General features: G+C 40.9%; 14 protein-coding genes, 2 tRNA genes and 1 other annotated feature. Of the genes, 13 read left to right on the forward strand and 3 right to left on the reverse strand.

Annotated elements, in window-relative coordinates; genetic code table 11:
- Window positions 1-88: 88 nt before the first annotated feature.
- The 4 genes from PaeCFBP13512_RS07330 to PaeCFBP13512_RS07345 all read left to right on the forward strand — a co-directional run bounded on the left by PaeCFBP13512_RS07330 (window position 89) and on the right by PaeCFBP13512_RS07345 (window position 4,667).
- Window positions 89-1,087 carry an AAA family ATPase gene (locus PaeCFBP13512_RS07330; protein ID WP_137222230.1) on the forward strand — a complete coding sequence of 333 codons (999 nt, stop codon included), beginning with the start codon at window positions 89-91 and terminating at the stop codon, window positions 1,085-1,087.
- Window positions 1,088-2,251: a DUF58 domain-containing protein gene (locus PaeCFBP13512_RS07335; RefSeq protein WP_137222232.1), complete on the forward strand. Its 1,164-nt coding sequence runs from the start codon at window positions 1,088-1,090 to the stop codon at window positions 2,249-2,251.
- A complete protein-coding gene (locus tag PaeCFBP13512_RS07340; protein WP_137222234.1) occupies window positions 2,248-3,582 on the forward strand; it encodes a hypothetical protein in 1,335 nt (444 codons plus the stop codon). The genes PaeCFBP13512_RS07335 and PaeCFBP13512_RS07340 overlap by 4 nt, the downstream gene beginning before the upstream one ends.
- 113 nt (window positions 3,583-3,695) lie before the next feature.
- The gene (locus PaeCFBP13512_RS07345; protein ID WP_069327267.1) at window positions 3,696-4,667 is read left to right on the forward strand and encodes an aldolase catalytic domain-containing protein; all 972 of its coding nucleotides are present in this window, start codon (window positions 3,696-3,698) and stop codon (window positions 4,665-4,667) included.
- A 109-nt stretch (window positions 4,668-4,776) separates the two neighbouring features.
- Here PaeCFBP13512_RS07345 and PaeCFBP13512_RS07350 read toward each other — a convergent pair whose 3' ends face one another.
- Both PaeCFBP13512_RS07350 and PaeCFBP13512_RS07355 read right to left on the reverse strand, forming a co-directional pair.
- The gene (locus PaeCFBP13512_RS07350; protein WP_137222236.1) at window positions 4,777-5,037 is read right to left on the reverse strand and encodes a hypothetical protein; all 261 of its coding nucleotides are present in this window, start codon (window positions 5,035-5,037) and stop codon (window positions 4,777-4,779) included.
- Window positions 5,034-5,357, reverse strand: a complete 324-nt coding sequence (locus PaeCFBP13512_RS07355; protein WP_069327269.1) for a YbjQ family protein — start codon at window positions 5,355-5,357, stop codon at window positions 5,034-5,036. The genes PaeCFBP13512_RS07350 and PaeCFBP13512_RS07355 overlap by 4 nt, the downstream gene beginning before the upstream one ends.
- 161 nt (window positions 5,358-5,518) lie before the next feature.
- Between PaeCFBP13512_RS07355 and PaeCFBP13512_RS07360 the strand changes: the two genes are divergently transcribed.
- The 6 genes from PaeCFBP13512_RS07360 to PaeCFBP13512_RS07385 all read left to right on the forward strand — a co-directional run bounded on the left by PaeCFBP13512_RS07360 (window position 5,519) and on the right by PaeCFBP13512_RS07385 (window position 15,960).
- Window positions 5,519-5,595 (forward strand) — tRNA-Pro (locus tag PaeCFBP13512_RS07360).
- A 9-nt stretch (window positions 5,596-5,604) separates the two neighbouring features.
- Window positions 5,605-5,675 (forward strand) — tRNA-Gly (locus PaeCFBP13512_RS07365).
- A gap of 505 nt (window positions 5,676-6,180) precedes the next feature.
- Window positions 6,181-8,184, forward strand: a complete 2,004-nt coding sequence (gene abc-f / locus PaeCFBP13512_RS07370; protein ID WP_137222238.1) for a ribosomal protection-like ABC-F family protein — start codon at window positions 6,181-6,183, stop codon at window positions 8,182-8,184.
- Between the two features lie 84 nt (window positions 8,185-8,268).
- Window positions 8,269-8,571 (forward strand) — a binding site (T-box leader).
- 94 nt (window positions 8,572-8,665) lie between these two features.
- Window positions 8,666-9,679: a phenylalanine--tRNA ligase subunit alpha gene (gene pheS / locus PaeCFBP13512_RS07375; RefSeq protein WP_137222506.1), complete on the forward strand. Its 1,014-nt coding sequence runs from the start codon at window positions 8,666-8,668 to the stop codon at window positions 9,677-9,679.
- Window positions 9,680-9,698: 19 nt separating this feature from the next.
- Window positions 9,699-12,140 (forward strand): phenylalanine--tRNA ligase subunit beta, encoded by a 2,442-nt coding sequence (pheT, locus tag PaeCFBP13512_RS07380; RefSeq protein ID WP_137222240.1) that lies wholly within the window; start codon window positions 9,699-9,701, stop codon window positions 12,138-12,140.
- Window positions 12,141-12,321: 181 nt separating this feature from the next.
- Entirely contained in the window at window positions 12,322-15,960 is a 3,639-nt protein-coding gene (locus tag PaeCFBP13512_RS07385; protein ID WP_137222242.1) for a cell division protein ZapA, read from the forward strand.
- Window positions 15,961-16,049: 89 nt separating this feature from the next.
- On the opposite strand, the gene PaeCFBP13512_RS07390 is transcribed toward PaeCFBP13512_RS07385, so the two are convergent.
- Window positions 16,050-16,490, reverse strand: coding sequence for a cupredoxin domain-containing protein (locus PaeCFBP13512_RS07390; protein WP_241669307.1), 441 nt, complete (start codon window positions 16,488-16,490; stop codon window positions 16,050-16,052).
- Between the two features lie 248 nt (window positions 16,491-16,738).
- On the opposite strand from PaeCFBP13512_RS07390, the gene PaeCFBP13512_RS07395 reads away from it, so the two are divergent.
- The 3 genes from PaeCFBP13512_RS07395 to PaeCFBP13512_RS07405 all read left to right on the forward strand — a co-directional run bounded on the left by PaeCFBP13512_RS07395 (window position 16,739) and on the right by PaeCFBP13512_RS07405 (window position 20,279).
- On the forward strand, window positions 16,739-19,111 hold the full coding sequence (locus tag PaeCFBP13512_RS07395; RefSeq protein WP_069327273.1) for an endonuclease MutS2: 2,373 nt from the start codon (window positions 16,739-16,741) through the stop codon (window positions 19,109-19,111).
- A 107-nt stretch (window positions 19,112-19,218) separates the two neighbouring features.
- Window positions 19,219-19,617 (forward strand): DUF350 domain-containing protein, encoded by a 399-nt coding sequence (locus PaeCFBP13512_RS07400; protein ID WP_137222510.1) that lies wholly within the window; start codon window positions 19,219-19,221, stop codon window positions 19,615-19,617.
- A gap of 41 nt (window positions 19,618-19,658) precedes the next feature.
- Complete coding sequence (locus tag PaeCFBP13512_RS07405; RefSeq protein WP_069327275.1) at window positions 19,659-20,279, forward strand: hypothetical protein; 621 nt, start codon at window positions 19,659-19,661, stop codon at window positions 20,277-20,279.
- Window positions 20,280-20,294 lie beyond the last annotated feature (15 nt).

A 20,294-nucleotide genomic window follows, 5' to 3' on the forward strand; every position in this document is an offset into this window, starting at 1 on the left:
AGAAGCGATATCAAGCTTCTCTTTTTTGCATTTCATCCAAATCAAGGTATGATAAAACGAGATAAGTAGAGAAAGGAAGATCAATACGATGGATACATATACAGTTCAACATTTAGCGAATCGACTTCAACAACAAGTAGGTAAAGTGATCGTAGGGAAAGATCATGAGATTCAATTGCTACTCACGGCTTTATTTGCTTCCGGTCATGTATTGATGGAAGATGTGCCAGGCACAGGTAAAACGATGCTTGCCAAAACACTAGCGTCAGCGATGAGTTGTCACTTTCAGCGGATTCAGTTTACACCGGATTTGTTACCTTCTGACCTTACAGGAATTCACTTTTTCAATCAAAAAGAAAGCGAATTCACGTTTCGAGCAGGGCCTTTATTTGCCAATATTGTACTGGCGGATGAGATCAATCGTGCAACACCACGTACTCAATCCAGTCTACTGGAATGTATGGAAGAACAGCAGATTAGTGTCGATGGAGAGACAATGAAACTAGAACATCCTTTTATGGTGATTGCCACTCAGAATCCGGTCGATAATCAAGGAACGTTTCCATTACCCGAAGCACAGATGGATCGATTTATGTTGAAAATGTCGATGGGTTATCCTTCAGCAGAAGAAGGTGTTGAGATTTTGCGTCGAACAGCATCATCTTCATTAGTGAACAAAGAAGTAGCTATAGAATCTGGTGAAATGACTACTTTCGAACAAGTCAGTCGTGAGCAAATTATTGAAGCCAGAGAGCAATGTCAGACAGTGACTATTCACCATGACCTGTTAAGCTATATTGTTCGTATTGCAGAAGCAACCCGTGGGCATCAAGAGATTGCTCTAGGGGCTAGTCCGCGGGCAACACAAGCCTTACTGCGAGCTGCTCAAGCCTATGCGGCTATACAAGGTAGAGATTATGTATTGCCTGATGATATTCAGACAATGGCTTCGCCGGTATTGTCTCATCGTCTCGTATTCAAAAATAGACATCAAAATGATAAAAATAAAGCACATGTATTGATTCAATCGATTTTGGAAACTGAAGTTGTACCGACTGAAGCTAATCTGGAAAGTAGAGTGAAGTAAATGGAGTTTTTCTGGCTACTTCTGATTGCTGGAGTCGTTGTATTGCTTCAAGCTCTAGTCCTAGGCAGACGATCTCTTCGGCAGATTGACTATGAACGCAAATTATCTCGAAGTCACTGTCATGTGGGCGATGATATTGAGATGATTGAGATTATTCAAAATAAGCGCCGTATTCCTGTACCCTGGCTCCGATTAGAATCAATTTTACCTGCGGGGTTCCAATTTGGACATCAAGCAGAGACAGCGATCAGTGAAGGCACGCTATACCAGAATCATACCAGTCTGTTTAGCTTATCTGCGCAGACACGTATTACACGCACACATCAGATTACTTGCCGACAACGTGGTGTTTTTCATATGGATAGCGCTTTAATGAGTGCCGGCGATGTATTTGGACTTGCTCGTGCCAATCGTCCACTACGTATTGAGACCCGTATGACTGTCTATCCTGCTTATACAGCGATAGATGACATGCCAGAAGCTTATCGAAGCTGGCAAGGAGAAGTCGAAGTGAGACGCTGGACAAATGAAGATCCTTTTTTGATTACAGGAGTGCGAGAATACAGTTCAGGTGATCCGATGAATCAGATTCACTGGAAAGCGACAGCACGTACAGGTCAGTTACAAGTATATCGTCAAGGGTATAGTGCTGATCCAGAAGTCATGATTCTATTCAATATTGAAATCAATGAACAGATGTGGAGAGTCGTAACAGAACCGATGGTAGCAGAGTACGGTTTGAGTTGTTGTGCAACGATTGCTGCTGATCTCATTGGTAAAGGAATGAAAGCAGGATTTGGACACAATGCGATTATAGCGACAGAAGATGAGCAAGATGCCCGGATTCTACCTGCTTATGGTAGTGAACAATTATCTGCATTACTTCAATGTATGGCAGAAGTACAATTAAAAAGCAGACAGCCATTTCATGAATTTTTACAATCTTTTGTACCCCAATCGAGTCAGGAAAATGAACCGATCCACAAAATGGATATTTTAATCGTCACTCCACATGTATCTCAATCGATCAAGGAGGCGATTACGATATTAGAGCAGGCGGGGTCAACAGTTAGTATTTTGAATGTACCTGATATAGAGCAGTTGAAGAAGTCCCACTGGAATCAGAGTGTATACGATAAACCAAGCAGGAAGGTGAGCGGATGACAACTCAGGATTCTTCCAAAGCAGTAGGTTATTCGATCTCTAGTCACTGGCAACCTCTTGCTTATATGCTGGCAGAAGTAGCGGCATGCTTTCCTATTCTTGTTCTGCTAGATGGATATTTATTTCATACCGATCAACCGGTTTTATGGGCATTGTGGCTTCTATGTGCAGGGGGGCTAGGTATGACATTACGTATCGCTGTCAGACGATCTGCTGTTCAATGGAAAACGATAAGCTGGTCTGTAGTATGGATCATTATAGGAGCCTTGGTATGTTGGATGATACTAAATCATGTAAGTTGGACATCTATAGGGATAGCCAGCATAAGTCTATTAGTCGTCGGATTATTCCGGGGCAATATGCTGGTGATGGGCGATTGGGATCGGTTATTTCCATTAACATTACAATTGATTTTGCTGATCGTAGCATGGATATTTTATGTGATTACAGGTTCAGCGGGTGATCTGTCATCTGCGCACTTTTCTATTTATATCGCAGGTATGGTTCATTTATTTGCTATTCTTATGCGGTGTGGTGCACGTCAGATTAACTATTCGGTATGGGAAGATGGATTTCCAATCGCAGCATTACAGTTGGTTATCCGTCGAAGTCGGCGCTGGACATGGATCTTAATAGGAGTCATTGCTATTATTGGGGGCAGTACACAATTATCTATGATGCTGAGCTGGTTGTGGCAGAAGATACTTTCTCTTTTTCAATCTAATGAAACAGTTATATCTAGTCAAATGATTGAGCCGATGAACCCGCCACCTTTGTTACCACCAATGGATCTACCTGAGCAAAGCCCATCTATTCTGGACCCTGCTTGGATTGAACGAATCGCTCAGATCATTATGATTGCTGCGTTAGCCGCTTTTATGATTGGCGTAGGGCTATTTATATATCGTCTAATTCGTAAGTATGGCCCACCACTCTGGCGATGGTTATTGCGTATTCTGGGGATCGAAAGTGCTATTCCTTTACCGGCTGAGGAACCATCTGCTGGATATGTAGATCAGACAGAGAAGATTCATTCCAAACCATCGCCTTTACGCATTCCTTTGAAAAGAAAAGTACCGGACGATCCTGCTGAGCGAGTTCGTTATCATTATGAGAAATTGATTCGTCGTGGACTCAAACAAGGTCTAGATCAACATCAAGGCGATACACCGACTATACTTGGACGCAAAATGATTCATTTAAATAAAAAAGAGACATCGATGGATTCTGAACAGCGTATATCTGTATTGATTCGTTGGTACAATCAGATTCGTTATGGCGCTAAGTCTATAGATGCCGAAGAACTGAAAGTCTGGGAGAAAAAAGATTGAATATTTAATGAATTTATTCATGTGAAGCTTTAAAGCGTGTTAGAAAATTCTTTACTTTTAAAGGATGCTTACAGTATCATGGAGAGAATGAAAAGGCTGAAAGGAGATTAACAATGAAACTTAATCCAAGCAAAATTGTAGACTGTACGATTCGTGATGGAGGTCTGGTGAATAACTGGGATTTCAGCGTAGAATTTGTACAAGATTTGTATAAAGGTCTGAACGAAGCAGGTATAGAATATATGGAGATTGGTTACAAAAACTCTCCCAAACTACTTAAAGGTGCAGAAGCAGCAGGTCCGTGGCGCTTTCTAGACGACGATTTCTTGCGTACGGTTATTCCTCAAAAAGGAACAACTAAATTATCTGCGCTTGTAGATATCGGTCGTGTAGCCGAAGAAGATATCTTGCCACGTGAAGAAAGTATGTTAGACCTTATCCGTGTAGCTTGTTATATCAAAGATGTAGACAAAGCTCTTCAATTGGTACAAACGTTCCATGATCGCGGATATGAGACAACAATCAATATTATGGCTTTGTCTAATGTAATGGAAAATGAATTGCTAGAAGCTTTTGAATTGATCAACGAAAGTGTAGTTGATGTTGTTTATATTGTAGATAGCTACGGTAGTCTAGATTATAAAGACATGCTTTACTTGGTAGATAAATTCAAAACCAACTTGCCTAACAAACGTCTGGGTGTACATACCCATAACAATATGCAAATGGCGTTCTCTAACACTCTTGTAGCAGCAGAACATGGCGTTGAATTGCTAGATGCTTCTGTATACGGTATGGGACGTGCAGCAGGTAACTGTCCGACTGAGTTGTTAGTGACTCATTTAAAAAATACCAAGTATACATTGCGTCCAGTCTTAGAAATGATCGACAAGCATATGATTGCTTTGCGTGAAAAAGAAGAGTGGGGCTATATCATTCCTTATATGATCACAGGATCATTGGATGAGCATCCACGTTCTGCAATGGCACTTCGTGCTTCAGATGACAAAGATAATTCTGTTGATTTCTACGATAAGTTGACGACTCCAGAAGTAAGCTTTGATTCTTCTAAAGGCAATAAGTAAAACTAGCTAAAAGAGCATACTCAATATAGCAAAAGAGCAATTTCCAGTTAGTATGGAAGATTGCTCTTTTTGTATATATTTTTCTAAGTAAAGATCCATTTAGGATATTTTAAGATTGAGAATATTCTTCAACATATGAACGTGTACCTGTCTGTTCATGATAATAGACTCGATATGTTTTACCATCGGCAGGATCGACAAAGACTTCAGAAGTAGGATGTGAATGCTTGAGGATATCATCTTGTTGTTGGGAAGAGCGTTGCTTTCCTTTATATCGTTTATCAAAAAAGTACCAGCTTATTAAAAGAAGCGCCAGGAAACCACCAATTTGCAAAGTAAAATAGATAGCTCCTACATTAAAAAAACTCATGTGATCGGCTCAATGGTCACAACCGTACCATAAGCAACAATTTCACTCATACTACTACCGATATCGCCACTATCGAATCGCATCATCACTACTGCATTACCACCCATGGTATGAGCGCTTTCAACCATTCGATCTAATGCCTGACGGCGACCATCTTCGATCATTTGAGTATATTGCTTGATTTCACCACCGACTAATCCTTTAAAAGAAGCCATAATATCGCCACCTATTCCACGTGCACGCACAACGACACCAAAAGTCGAGCCAAGAACGTTAGTTACTCGGTAACCGGGAATATTTTCAGTCGTTACAATAATCATTTCGATCACTCCCATCTGATTGATAAAGCGTATACTATACTTTTTATATACGTAACGCGATCTGAAACGATACATAAATAAAAGAAGTTGCAAGATAAAATTGAATATGATATATTATATCTTGTCGTTAAGAAAGCCTAATGACTTTCCAAACGTGACCTCGGGATGTAGCTCAGCTTGGTAGAGCACCTGGTTTGGGACCAGGGGGTCGCATGTTCAAATCGTGTCATCCCGACCATCCATTCATGCGGGTGTAGTTCAATGGTAGAACTTCAGCCTTCCAAGCTGATAGCGTGGGTTCGATTCCCATCACCCGCTTACCGAAATACCAAGAGAAAGTCTTTGCATAAGCAAAGGCTTTTTTTGTTGTTTATTTCACTGAAATTTGGTTTTTCTCCAAAATTTTGTTATACTGTCGTTGTCAGCGGTAATGATACACCTTATATTTTTTAAGCTGACCATTCTGAAGAAATGAGAGGGTCCTATTGTCCAATGAAGTAAACATACGAATTTCTCTACGAACTGCACAGGATAGAAGCAGGCAGACAGCTCAAGCGGCTGATGCAAACGGGATACGTATGTCCATGGATAGCAATAGGAAACTGTATGGTAACAGTTCAGGATGAAGATGGTTTTACTTTGAGGATTAACGATGTCTTAAGGCTAGTAAGAGACATGAATAATCGTAAAGTAGAAGCACTATACACTTATATCCTTTTGCTTATTTTACATATGGATGATGAACGATCTGACGTTAGCATTATCAACCGCGAGGGCATCTGCTCTGGCGGTTTTTTTATGATTTCAGAGAGGATGATGTTCAATGACAACCATCGTAAAAGTAAGCAATTTAGCGAAAGACTGGAATGGAAAACGGATTTTTGAACAAGTGAATGTACAAATAGAAGCAGGCGAGCGTTTAGCTCTTATCGGTGAAAATGGAAGTGGCAAAAGTACACTGATCCAACTGCTGATGAATCATACTGAATGCACAGAAGGCAAAATCGAACGATTTTTACCTTTAACACAGTGGGATTGGATGAGACAGCAAGATGATGCAGAGCATATTGGGCAAGGATGGACTACTTTAGAAATAGCTCGTCAAGGGAAGCCTGAGTTATGGGATTTGCGTCAGCAACTAGATGAATTAGAACAGCAACTTCAAAACATTTCGGTTGAACAACAAGGTGAACTTTACAATGAAGTGCTAGAACAATATGGGAGTACGTTAGAAACGTATGAAAAAAACAACGGATTCTTATGGGAGATTGAAGTCGAAAAGCAATTGACAGTGATCGGCATTGCTTCAGAGCTATGGAATGTACCTTATACTCAGTTAAGCGGCGGTCAGAAGACCAGAGTACGTCTAGCCTCTGTGTTAACACGGGATACCCAGTTATTGATCTTGGATGAACCGACCAATCATCTGGATACCGAAACGATGGAATGGTTAGAAAAGAGATTACATCAGTATACAGGTACACTGTTATTTGTATCCCATGATCGAGAATTTGTAGATCGGATGGCAACGTCTGTCTGTGAATTAACTTCTACAGGAATGACCAAATATAAAGGTGGATACCGTGATTACCGTGAACACAAACAGCGTGAGTTACGAGCACAAGAATCATTGTACAAAAAGCAAGAACAACAGCGCAAAGCATTACAAGAATCGATTCGCAATTATCAACAGTGGTTTGAACAGGCTCATCATGCAGCAGGGAAGCAAAGTGAAGTAAAAATGGCTAAAAGCTATTATAGAGACAAAGCGAATAAAAATATTTCACGTTATCACGCCAAAGAAAAAGCACTGGAACGGTTAGATACCGAAAGTGTGCAAAAACCGCGTGCTACGGACAAAATGAATTTTGAACTAGAAGCTAGTGAGTTTAAAGGGCATACGTTGATTCGGTTGGACGATGTAAGCTTTGGTTATTCAAACCATTCAGATCAAGAAGATCAGCATAGTGATTATAGCAAACACGCTTTAATTCAACATCTGGATATGAATGTACAACGTGGCGATCGGATAGCGATTACAGGGCCGAACGGCTCGGGCAAAACAACATTGATCAAGCTACTCCTCGGACAATTACAACCTTCTAGCGGTGAGCTGTGGCATCATCCAGCATTAAATATAGGGTATTTTTCACAGGAACTGGAAGGGTTGCCTTTAGAAATGACTCTGCTAGATAGTCTATTGGTATTACCAGCGATGACACGAACAGAAGCACAGACGATTCTAGGTTGCTTTTTATTCCGTGGAGAAGATGTGTACAAGCAGATTGGTCATTTAAGTATGGGAGAACAGTGCAGAGTGGCATTAATCCGTTTATATTTTGGTGGTGCTAATGTATTAATTCTAGACGAGCCGACCAACTATCTCGATATCGCTGCCCAAGAAGTGATCGAGTCTGCGTTAGAACAGTATACAGGAACGATTATTATGGTTTCTCATGACCGGATGTTAGTTCGGCGATTAGCGACTCGTCTGTTGAAGCTGGAACGTGATCGTCCATATCAATGGTTTGAAGGCACTGTAGAGGAGTATGAAGCTGCTCAGGCACATCAGCAACAAGAAGTGCAAGCAGGTGGGGTAGAAGCGAATCAACAGCGTATGATGCTTGAATTGCGCCTGTCTCAGTTATTATCTGGACTTGCCGATCAGAAAAAGACGAATCCTTCTATATCTCGATCAAGCGATCATTTGCCTAATGCTACACAATCGATTGAGAATCTCAACTTGGAACAGAACAACAATGATCCAGTCTGGCAAGAAATTCAATCGTTGCGCAAAGAGTTAGCGTCCTATTCGTCTCAGTCTTAAATAAATAGAAAGTTCTTTTTGCATAACAATCGTTGACGGGAAGGCTGGTTATTTGTAAAATAGTGAGTATCTATTTTCACTATGACATCTGCAACGAAAGAGAAGAGTAAACAGTACTGTCGTACAGGGAGAAAATGCCATTAGATTGAGAGCATTTTTACAGAAGCAGACTGTTGAAGTTCACTCTGGAGCAGCGTTCTGAAATATAAGTGAGCTGTATGATTAAGCTGATCTATAGATTAGGAATAGCCGGTGTAACGATCCGTTATCGTCGTTTCGAGCGAGAAGCTTATAATCTACATGTGATTGATTTAGAGGAGACTCTATATTGAGATACAGATTATAAATTTCTAACAAGGGTGGTACCACGGTCTTTTCGTCCCTTAAGGGGAGAGAAGGCCTTTTTTTGTTGTTTTAATAAGGTTTACACACTGCGTGATAGGAAGAAAGGGGCTTAACAACGATGAGCGAAATCGTCCAAATGCAAGAACATTTGCTTGCTTTGAAATCCGAAGCACTGGAAGTATTAGAAAAAGTAGCCACACCGAAAGAACTAGCAGATCTACGTGTTAAATACTCTGGTAAAAAAGGAGCTTTAACCGAAGTTTTACGTGGTATGGGTAAGCTTAGTGCTGAAGAACGTCCTGTTGTGGGTCAAGTGGCTAATGAAGTGCGTGAAGCGATCGAAGAAGTGATCAATCGCAAACAAGAAGAATTTGTACGTGCAGAGACCAACGAACGTCTTGCTGCTGAAAAAATCGATGTGACATTGCCTGGTCGTGGATTGCCACAAGGCGGTATCCATCCGATCAACAAAGTAATCGAACAAATGGAAGATATTTTCCTGGGCATGGGATACAGCGTAGCTGAAGGTCCTCAAGCAGAAAGTGATTATTATAACTTTGAAGCATTGAATTTGCCAAAAAATCATCCTGCTCGTGATATGCAAGATTCTTTCTATCTGACCGATGAATTGTTGATGCGTACCCATACTTCTCCTGTACAGATTCGTGCGATGGAAGCGGCTAAAGGAAAAGCACCTTTGAAAGTGATTTGCCCGGGTGCTGTATATCGTCGTGATGATGACGATGCGACTCACTCTTTCCAATTTTTCCAAATCGAAGGATTGGTGATTGATAAAGGGATTCGTATGAGTGATCTTAAAGGAACATTACTTCAATTTGCTCGTGAAATGTTCGGAGAGTCTACTGAAATTCGTTTGCGTCCTAGCTTTTTCCCTTTCACAGAGCCTAGCGTAGAAGTTGACGTTACCTTTGTGAAAAAGAATGGTGAACGCATCTGGATCGAAGTGTTAGGTTGCGGTATGGTTCATCCTAAAGTGTTAGAAATGGGCGGTTTTGACCCTGAAGTATATAGTGGATTTGCATTTGGTATCGGCGTAGAACGGATAGCTATTCTAAAATACGGCATTGACGATATTCGTCATTTCTACATTAACGATATGCGTTTCCTTAAACAATTCTCACGTATCTAATATAAAGGAGTGAATAGCAGTGAAAGTATCTACACAATGGCTGTCTCAATATGTTTCTTTGGATCAAGTCACTCCAGAAGAACTAGCAGAGCGCATTACACGTTCTGGAATCGAAATCGATAGCGTTGAATACCGTAATCAAGGGATTACAAACGTTGTTGTTGGTTATGTGAAAAGTAAAGAAAAGCATCCAGATGCAGACAAATTAAACGTCTGTGTAATTGATGCCGGACAAGGTGAAGACTTACAGATCGTATGTGGTGCTAAAAATATCGATGCTGGACAAAAAGTTCCAGTCGCTCTTGTAGGTGCTAAATTACCGGGCGGTATGGATATCAAAAAAGCCAAGTTGCGTGGCGTATTATCTCAAGGGATGATCTGTTCTGCCAAAGAACTAGGTATTAACGATAAATTGCTTCCTAAAGATCAACAAGAAGGTATTTTGGTTCTACCTGAACATACAGAAATCGGTACACCGATTGTAGAATTACTTGGATTGGACGATGCTGTACTTGATTTCGATCTAACACCGAATCGTTCTGATTGCTTGAGTATGCTAGGTGCGGCTTATGAAGTAGGTGCTATTCTAGGTCGTGATGTACAATTGCCAGAATTGAATTTTGTAGAAGCTGGTGATGCAGCGGCAGATCATATTTCGGTAAACATTGAAGCGACAGAGCAATGTAGTCACTTCTCAGCTCGTTATATCAGCGGGATCACAGTTGGAGCTTCTCCACTATGGTTACAAAACCGTCTGATTGCAGCAGGGATTCGTCCGATTAGTAATATTGTCGATATTACCAACTTCGTGATGTTAGAATACGGACAACCTCTACATGCTTATGATGCAGACAAATTAAATCAAGGTGCAATTGAAGTACGGATGGCACGTGAAGGTGAAGTTCTTAACACATTAGATGATCAAGAACGTAAATTAGATGATCGTATGTTATTGATTACAAGTGGCGGACAGCCTGTAGGCCTTGCTGGCGTTATGGGTGGTGCTGATACAGAAGTTACAGCCTCTACTGTTAATATTTTGCTAGAATCTGCTAAGTTCGATGGTGGAACAATCCGCAAAACATCACGTCGTCTTGGGCTTCGTTCAGAAGCGAGTCAACGTTTTGAAAAAGAAGTCGATCCGTCTGCGGTAGTACCAGCGCTTAATCGTGCAGCTGAATTGATCGTTCGTTATGGTCATGGATTGATTCACGAAGGTATTGTAGAAGAAGTGGTACAAGTAGCAGAAGAGAAAACACTTCAGTTGTCTTTGAGCAAATTAAATCGTTATTTAGGTACAGAATTGTCTTTACTTGAAATTAAAACGATCTTCTCCCGTCTTCAATTCCCTTATGGCGATGTAGCACAAGACTTATTAGAAGTACGTGTTCCTACACGTCGTGGTGATATTGTACGCGATGTAGATTTGATCGAAGAAGTAGCTCGTTTATATGGATATGATAATATTCCAACGACTTCGATTGAAGGCACAACAACACCAGGAGCATTGACCAAGTCTCAACGCTTGCGTCGTACTGTGCGTCATTTGCTAACTCATGGTGGATATCAAGAAGCGATCACGTATTCGTTCACACATCCAGCCAAAAATGATCTGTTCCCGCAATTACGTGGAGAGCAACAACAAGTTGCTCTTGCGATGCCGATGAGTGAAGATCGTAGTGTGCTACGGAGTACGTTGATTCCGCAGTTGTTAGAAACAGCTTCATTTAACCGCAATCGTAAACAGGAAAATCTAGCTTTATTTGAAATCGGAAGTGCGTTCTTCAGTTCTGAGCAAGAATTGACTCGTCAACCGACAGAAGTTCCTTTGCTTGGATTGCTACTTACAGGTAGACGCCAACAAGCACAATGGAATACAGGTAACGAACGTGTCGATTTCTTTGATCTTAAAGGTGCACTCGAAAGTCTACTTCAATATCTAGGACTACAATCACTGATTACGTACAAAGCAGATCAACCACAAGGATTCCATCCAGGACGCTCTGCCTCTGTATATTTACAAGTAGGTAGTCAGCAACAATGGATTGGTGTGATTGGACAGATTCATCCTGATATTCAGCGCGAATCCGATCTTGAAGATACGTATGTCGCAGAGATTCAATTGGCTCCATTGTATGAAGAAGCCGATGAGAAAATCGTATACAGCGAATTGCCACGTTACCCTTCAGTACAACGTGATATTGCTGTTGTAATCAATGAAGAAGTAGCAGCAGGAGAATTACTAGCTTCTATTCGTTTGACTGCGAAAGAATTGTTAGAAACGGTACAAGTCTTTGATGTGTACACAGGCGACCGTGTAGGCGAAGGTAAGAAGAGTGTAGCGATTGCGATCGTATATCGTCATGCTGAGCATACCTTAACAGATGAAGAAGTAACGGCTGTGCATGATCAAGTATTGACTGTATTATCTGAACAATTTGGTGCAGAATTACGTAAATAATACATTTTGCTCTATAATCATACTGCTTAGAGTCCCTACTTAAATGACTCTGTTATTAAAGAATCATGTTTGTTAGGGACTATAGCAGGAATTGACAAGGGTCGCATCGAATAACAATCGATGTGGCTTTTTTGTCTACATCCAACTAGAATAAACAGAAGAAGTAAAGGAGGGCACGATTGTGACGACACCCGAACGCATTAGAGTAAACGTGGATATTTATGGAACAACTTATAAATTAGTTGGCACGAGTGCCGATTATATGAGACAAATTGCTCGTTATGTAGACGAGCATATGAACGATATATCGCAAGCCCATTCTCATTTAGATAAAGCCAAATTGGCTGTATTAGCAGCAGTACACATGGCAGAAGAATCAATTAATGCTCAAGTGAACCAATCCGAATTTGATCAAGCGATTGCAGAGCAACAGCGTTTAAATACAGAATTAGAGCAACTACAGACCGTACAAGCGCAACAACAGGAATTAATACAGAAATTGCAACAGGAAAATAAACAACAAGTCAGTACTAATGAACAGTTGCAAAAGAGTGTTAAAGAAACATCGGCTCAATTGACACAGACTCAGCAAAAGCTGACGTCGACAGAAGGACAAAACAAACAATTACAACAACAAAACCAAGAACACAAATTAAATAATGAACAAATACAGCATAAATGGAAAATAGCAGAAGAAGCACTTCAAAAAGCATTGAAGTCGAATGTAGATCTAGAGCAGAATCTGCAACAAACAACAGAAAATTTACGCAGTGAGATTAACCTTTTGACTGAAAATGAAGAAGTTGCCAGTTTGCGAGTGATGGAGTTAGAAGAGCAAGTACAGCTTTTACAACAACAACATGATCGTATTCAACAAGATCATGCCGAACTGGAGGAAAATAATAACCGCACATTAACTGAATTAAAAGCGTTAGAAGAACAGCAACAGCTACTCACTAAAGAATTGTCTGAAGCGCAAGAAGAATCAGAGACATGGCGTGAATTGTCTGTACAACAAGAACAAGAGTTGCAGACTGTTCAGACAAATCTATCTACTTTGCAAGAGCAACAACAAGGATTAGAACAACAACTAAATACGTCTCAACAAGAATTAACACAGGTACAAGAGCAATTGAATACAGCGCAACAAGAAATAGAATCATCCAAAGAGGAATCGAATCGCTGGTATGAATTGGCTCAACAACAAGAGCAAGAAGTACAGAAAGTACAAGCCGAATTAACTCAAGTTCAAGAACAACGTCATACGTTAGAAGAACAAGCGAATGCTGCCAAAGAACAAATCTCTATTTTGCATCAACAATTAGCAGATGCCAAAAACGAAGTATCTGCAACCAAGCAAAGATTGGAAACGTGGCGTGAACTGTCCGGTCAACAAGAACAGGAAGTTGCACGTATTCAAGCCGAATTATCTGAAGCACAAGAACAGCAAGTGGTACTCGAAGAGCAGCGTTTGGTAATCGAAGAACAACTGGGTGAATTGGAAGAACAGAAGTTAGAACTAGATCAGCAGTTAACAGAACTACGACAAGAAAATACAACGATCCAAGAAGAAGTATCTACATGGCACGAATTATCTGAACAACAAGAACAAGAATTACAGACTGTTCAAGCCGAACTGGCACAGGTACAAGAACAATATACAGCTCTGCAACAGCAGTACGATACTGTGCATGCAGAACATGAATCTTTACAAGCAACAAGTGAATTATTACGAACCGAGCATGAATCACTACAGAATCAAGCACAGACTTTACAAGAACAACAGACTCAGCTGAATGAACAATTATTTACACTTCAAGAAACATTAACACGGACACAAGAAGAAGCGCGTACATGGCGTGAATTATCGGGACAACAGGAACAAGAAGTGACTGATGTTCAAGCCGAATTAGCTCAAGTGCAAGAACAATATACAACATTACAACAACAGTCTGATCATATCCAGACCGAGCGTAATGATCTGGAAAATCAAGTGCATGTACTGGCAACAGAGCAGTCCGATCTACAGCAACAATTAGTAGAACTCCAAGAAGCATTAACAGTAACGCAAGAAGAAGTTAGTACTTGGCATGAGTTATCTGCTCAACAAGAACAAGAAGTGACTCAAGTTCAAGCCGAACTAGCTCAGGTGCAAGAACAATATACAGCATTACAGCAACAGTCTAATCGTATCCAGACCGAACGTAATGATCTGGAAAATCAAGTGCATGTACTGGAAACAGAGCAATCGAATGTACAGCAACAACTAGCTGAACTACAAGCTACATTAACTACTGCACAAGAAGAAGCGACTACTTGGCGTGAATTATCGGATCAACAAGAACAAGAAGTAGCTCAAATGCAAATGGAATTATTAAATAGCCAAGAACAACGGGTATTGTTGCAACAGCAGTATGATGCTGTACAAGCAGAATATGAAGCTATGCAAGCGCAAGTGCACACATTAGAAGAACAGCAATCCGATCTCAGTCAACAATTAGTAGAGATCAAAGAAACATTAGCTGTTGCTCAAGAAGAAGCAGATACATGGCGTGAGCTATCTGGACAGCAAGAGCAAGAAGCCCAGCGGATTCAATCGGAATTAGTAGACACTCAAGAACAAGCGCGTATAGTAGAACAAAAGAGAGTACAGTTAGAAGAGCAACATATCGCTCTGAATCAACAACTTCAGCAGACACAGCAAGAGTTAATCAGTGCACAAGAAGAAGCAGACACGTGGCGTGAACTGTCTAACCAGCAAGAGCAAGAAGTAGAGCAGGCTCAAGCCCAATCGTCTCAAATTCGTGAGCAGGTTGAGCAGTTGGAAGAGCAGTTGCGTGCACTGGAAGAACAACGTGCTCAACTGGAAACACAGCAATCGACACTGCATCAACAATTAGAAGGCATCCAACAACAGCTGACAACAGCCGAAGAAGAAGCGACAACATGGCGTGACCTTTCTACTCAACAAGAAGAGGAGGCTCATCGTCTTCAGGCTCAATTAACAGCGGCTCAAGCCGAGCGTGAGAATTTGGAAGAACAACTACGTGTGAATGAAGAGCAACGTCAGATGTTGGAATATCAATATCAGGACTTGGAAGAATTGCAATCGGAGCGTATTCATCAGTTGCAAGAATTACAGCAACAGAAATCGACGATTCAAGAAGAGATGGAAATGTGGCGTGAGCGTGTTAGTGAACAAGAAGATGAGCTGAATACAGTACAAGCACAATGGTCACAAGAACAGCAACATCATCAAGATGCACAAGCTCAAGTAGCAACATTGAATCAAGAATTGGTTTCTTTACAAGATAAGCTCGGGCAACAAGAGCATATTTTGCAAGAAGCGAATACCCATATCGATCAATGGAACAACCGATATACTCAACTGGAAGAAGATTATCGGACAGTGAGTCGTAATGAAGAAGGATATTTGGAAGAAATCGGGCGCTTAGAACAGCAAAGTCATCAGTTGCGTCAAGAGTTAAATGAATGGCAACAACGTATTCAGGAGACAGAACAAGTTCAACAACAGCAAGCCCAACAGATTTTACAGTTGGAACAACAAGAACGTGAATGGCGTGAACAGCAAGGACAACTGTCTACAGTAGAAGCGCAGAAGTCTGAAGAAATGCAAGAAATTTTGCAACAATATGAAGTGTCTTCACATCAATTGAGATTGGTTCATATTGAACTGGAAGATCAGCGTGAAGAGAAAGAACGTATTATCCGTGAACTTGAACAGCTTCGCGAACAGCATCATCGTTTGGAAATTGAGTACAATGAATGGATGGAATTGATCGAGCAGGATCAGAATTAGATAGCAAAATCCCTTTCTGCTTATCACTACGCATACTGGTGTAGTGAAACAGAAAGGGATTTTTTGGCTACTAAAATGAGTTCAGTCGATTAAGCTTCATCTACGATCAATTTGGCAACCATTGTGCTATGACCAGAACCACACATAATCGAGCAAGCAATATCGAATTGACCTGCTTCTTGTGGAGTGACGGTTGCTGTTGTATTTTGAGAATCAAGATCGACATTGAGAGCAGGAATCATCACGCCGTGATTACCTTGTACACTTTCAAAAACGATCTGTACAGGTTGCCCTTTTTTAACATGGTATTCTTTTTGATCAAATGCATAATTAGTCGCTTTGATCATCAATTGTTCTGTACCATCCGCAGGCGCTACGCCGGTCTCGGTGACACCGCTTTGTGGTGGATTAGACTCATTTTTTTGACCACAAGCAGATAAAAGAACCATAACAGCGATCATCATACTGACGATGATTAGTGTTCTTTTATAATGACTCATTTTGTGATTAGGGTTAGACGGTGTATACATGTATTATTCCTCCTATAGTGATATATGATGATAGTTGTTCGTAATATTCATAAATAGTATAACTCTGATCTACATAAAGAGTAACCGATATGGTCAAAATTTAAATCAAATATGGCTAAATAAAGAAATGATAAGTCTAATGTATCATTTGGTGTTTAAGTATTTTGTGAATATTTGGTCTAGATGTATAATAAGAAGTAGTGCATTATATTATAAAGTAATTTGTTAGTTAGAGGAGTGTCATTACGTTGAACGAAAAAATATTCCATACCATGCAGTATGGTCAAATTTTGAATACATTGTCTTCACATGCAGCCACTTCGATCGGTAAACGTACAGCGCTGGCGTTGCAACCGGATACGGATTTGGAGCATGTCAAAAAATTACTTCAAACGACGGATGAAGCGACATTAGTAGATCGCCTCAAAGGAACACCGCCTTTTGGTGGAATCGTTGATATTAGTGCGGCGGTTAGTCGTGCACGTATAGGTGGAACACTGAATCCAAGTGAATTATTAGGTATTGCAAATACAATCATGGGTGGTAGACGTGCACGTCGCCATGTTGAGATGGTACATGAAGAAAATCCTGTACCGATGCTAGCTGATCTAGTAGAACTGATCTCCGATCAACGTCCACTGGAAAAAGCGATCCGTGCTTGTATCGATGATTCTGCTCATGTGATGGATTCTGCAAGTCCTGAACTTGCCGCAGTACGTCGTGAACTACGCTCAGGCGAAGTACGTATTCGGGAGAAGCTCGATAGTATGATTCGTTCTCAAAGTGTAGCCAAAATGTTGCAAGATCAATTAGTCACCATTCGTGGCGATCGCTTTGTCATTCCGGTCAAAGCGGAGTATCGTGCTCACTTTGGCGGTATCGTTCATGATCAGTCGGGTTCAGGAGCAACATTATTTATTGAGCCTGAAGCGATTGTAGCGATGAACAATAAGCTACGTGAAGCGAAGTTGCGTGAAGAACGTGAGATCGAAGTGATTTTGCAGAAACTCACTGCGCAAGTATCCGATCAAGTCGAATTGCTGAATTATGATATTGATATCTTGGCAGACCTTGATTTTATTTTTGCCAAAGCTAAATTAGCTCGTTCGATGGACGCTACAATGCCGAAGATGAATGACCGTGGATTTTTGAAATTAAAAAAAGCACGTCATCCATTGATTCCGCTTGCTCATGTGGTACCTACGGATCTGGAACTGGGTAACGAACATACCAGTATTATTGTAACCGGGCCGAATACCGGTGGTAAAACAGTAACCTTAAAAACAGTCGGATTACTCAGTCTGATGGCGATGTCAGGTCTATTTATTCCAGCAGATGAAGGCAGTCAATTATGTGTGTTTGATGCAATCTATGCAGATATCGGTGATGAACAAAGTATCGAACAAAATCTGAGTACATTTTCAAGTCACATGACCAATATTATTTCAATTCTAGAACATATGACACCGAAAAGTCTGGTGCTATTTGATGAATTGGGAGCAGGAACCGATCCCGCAGAAGGTTCAGCATTGGCGATTGCGATTTTGGAACATATTCATTCTCAAGGTTGTCGTATGATTGCTACGACTCACTTTAGCGAATTGAAAGCTTATGCTTATGATCGCAAAGGCGTGATCAATGCGAGTATGGAATTCGATGTCAATACACTGAGCCCTACGTATCGCTTATTGATTGGTGTACCGGGACGTAGTAATGCATTTGCTATCGCTTCACGCTTAGGATTATCTGAAAAGATTCTCGATGTGGCTCGTGGTGAAGTGGGCGAAGAAGATCAACGTGTTGAAAATATGATCGCTTCTCTCGAAAGCAATCGTCTGAGTGCAGAAGAAGATCGCAATACAGCAGCAACGTTACGATCGGATATGGAGAAATTACGTGGTCGTTATGAGCGTGATCTTGCCAAATTAGAAGAACAACGGGACAAACGTCTGGAAAAAGCCGATGAAGAAGCACGTGAAATTATCGAAAAAGCACGCAAAGAAGCCGATGAAGTGATTCGCTCTTTACGTCAGCTTGCTCAAGAAGAAGGAGCAGCTGTCAAAGATCACAAGCTGATTGCAGCTCGTAAGCAATTGGATGATGCGACTCCAGGGCAACGTACGAAGAAGAAATCAACGTCTTCAACCGAAGCAAAAAAAGTAAAACCACTGGGTCCTGGCGATGATGTTATGGTCTATAGTCTGAATCAACGTGGACATATCGTAGAATTATCAGGTACCAAAGAAGCTGTCGTACAAATGGGTATTTTGAAAATGAAAGTAGCATTAAGTGATCTAGAATTAGTGCAGTCAGCCGCTACGATCAATGCACAGCCCCAGAAGAAAGCAACAACGATCAAACGGTCACGCGAAGATAATATGCGTTCTGAGCTAGACCTACGGGGTGCGAATGTAGAAGAAGGATTAATGGAAGTGGATCGTTTTCTAGATGAAGCTTTTTTGGCTAATCTAGGGCAAATCTATATCATCCATGGTAAAGGCACAGGCGTACTGAGAACAGGGATTCAAGATTTCTTACGTCGTCATAAGCATGTCAAAAGTTTCCGTACTGGTGAATACAACGAAGGCGGTAACGGCGTAACTGTAGCCGTATTGAAATAATCCGGCTGAAACCATTGCAGCGTTCATGCGTAATGAATAGAAATGTCTGTAGATGATTTCAGTACCGGAAGGGGCTATGAGGTAGCGTGAAAGATTATATTGATCCGATGCTTGCACATCCGGTCGGGATGATGATCGGTTTTTTCTCGGTAGCTGTACTACAGCTTATCGTATTTTTATGGTGTTTCGAAATGGTCGCCAAATATAAGTGCTGGGATGAAATAAGACGCGGTAATGTAGCTGTCGCGATGGCAACAGGCGGTAAGATTTTTGGGATTTGTAATATTATGCGTTTTTCGATCGAAGCGCATAGTACAGTCTATGAAAGTCTTGGATGGTCTGTGATCGGTTTTCTTTTACTGCTAGCGGCTTACTTTATATTTGAATTTTTGACACCTGTATTTAAGATTGATGAAGAGATTGCAGCCGATAACAAAGCTGTTGGCTTAATCTCTATGATTATCTCTATATCCTTATCGTACGTGATAGGGGCAACTATTTTATAATAAGCTTGAACAGAAATATAAGCGATGAGAGGAATTACAACATGGATACAACAATATGTCCTTGGTGCGATAGTGAGATTGTATGGGACCCCGAATTTGGACCGGAAGAATTGTGCCCGCACTGTCATAATGAATTAAATGGTTATCGTACGCTTAATATTGCTTTAGATGAAGACGAAGATGAGGAATATGTTGAAGGCGGACAGAAGCCACCTGCTGAAGTTCGGAGAGCTCCTGTAGCCCCTGTTGCTCCGCAAGAAGAACAGCAACAATCGTTTGCATCACGTGCGACCAGTCTGTTAAATGATGCAGAGCTATTTACACAACCAAGTCTATCTTCACTCAAAACGATTGAGCAGTATGGTGATGAGAACTTTAATATGGTGCAATATGAAGAAAATGTAGAACAATTGCTCGATCAACAAGAAGAGATTCCACAATGTCCGCATTGTCAGGAATATATGTTGCTTGCAGGAACGCAAGAGATGGGCGGAACTGGATTTACTCCTTTGCCTGCAACAGCTAATAATGTTGCGATCTTACCTTCTACATTTAAAGTCAATGTATATGTCTGCCCAAGTTGCTTCCATGTTCATCAAAGTCTGTGCGAAGATGAGCGTGTAGCGATTATTGATAAGATTACTAATCTTAACGAACAATAAGCCATTTAAATGTTA

This window comes from Paenibacillus sp. CFBP13512 (assembly GCF_005233705.1).
Taxonomy (GTDB): Bacteria; Bacillota; Bacilli; order Paenibacillales; family Paenibacillaceae; genus Saccharibacillus; species Saccharibacillus nuruki.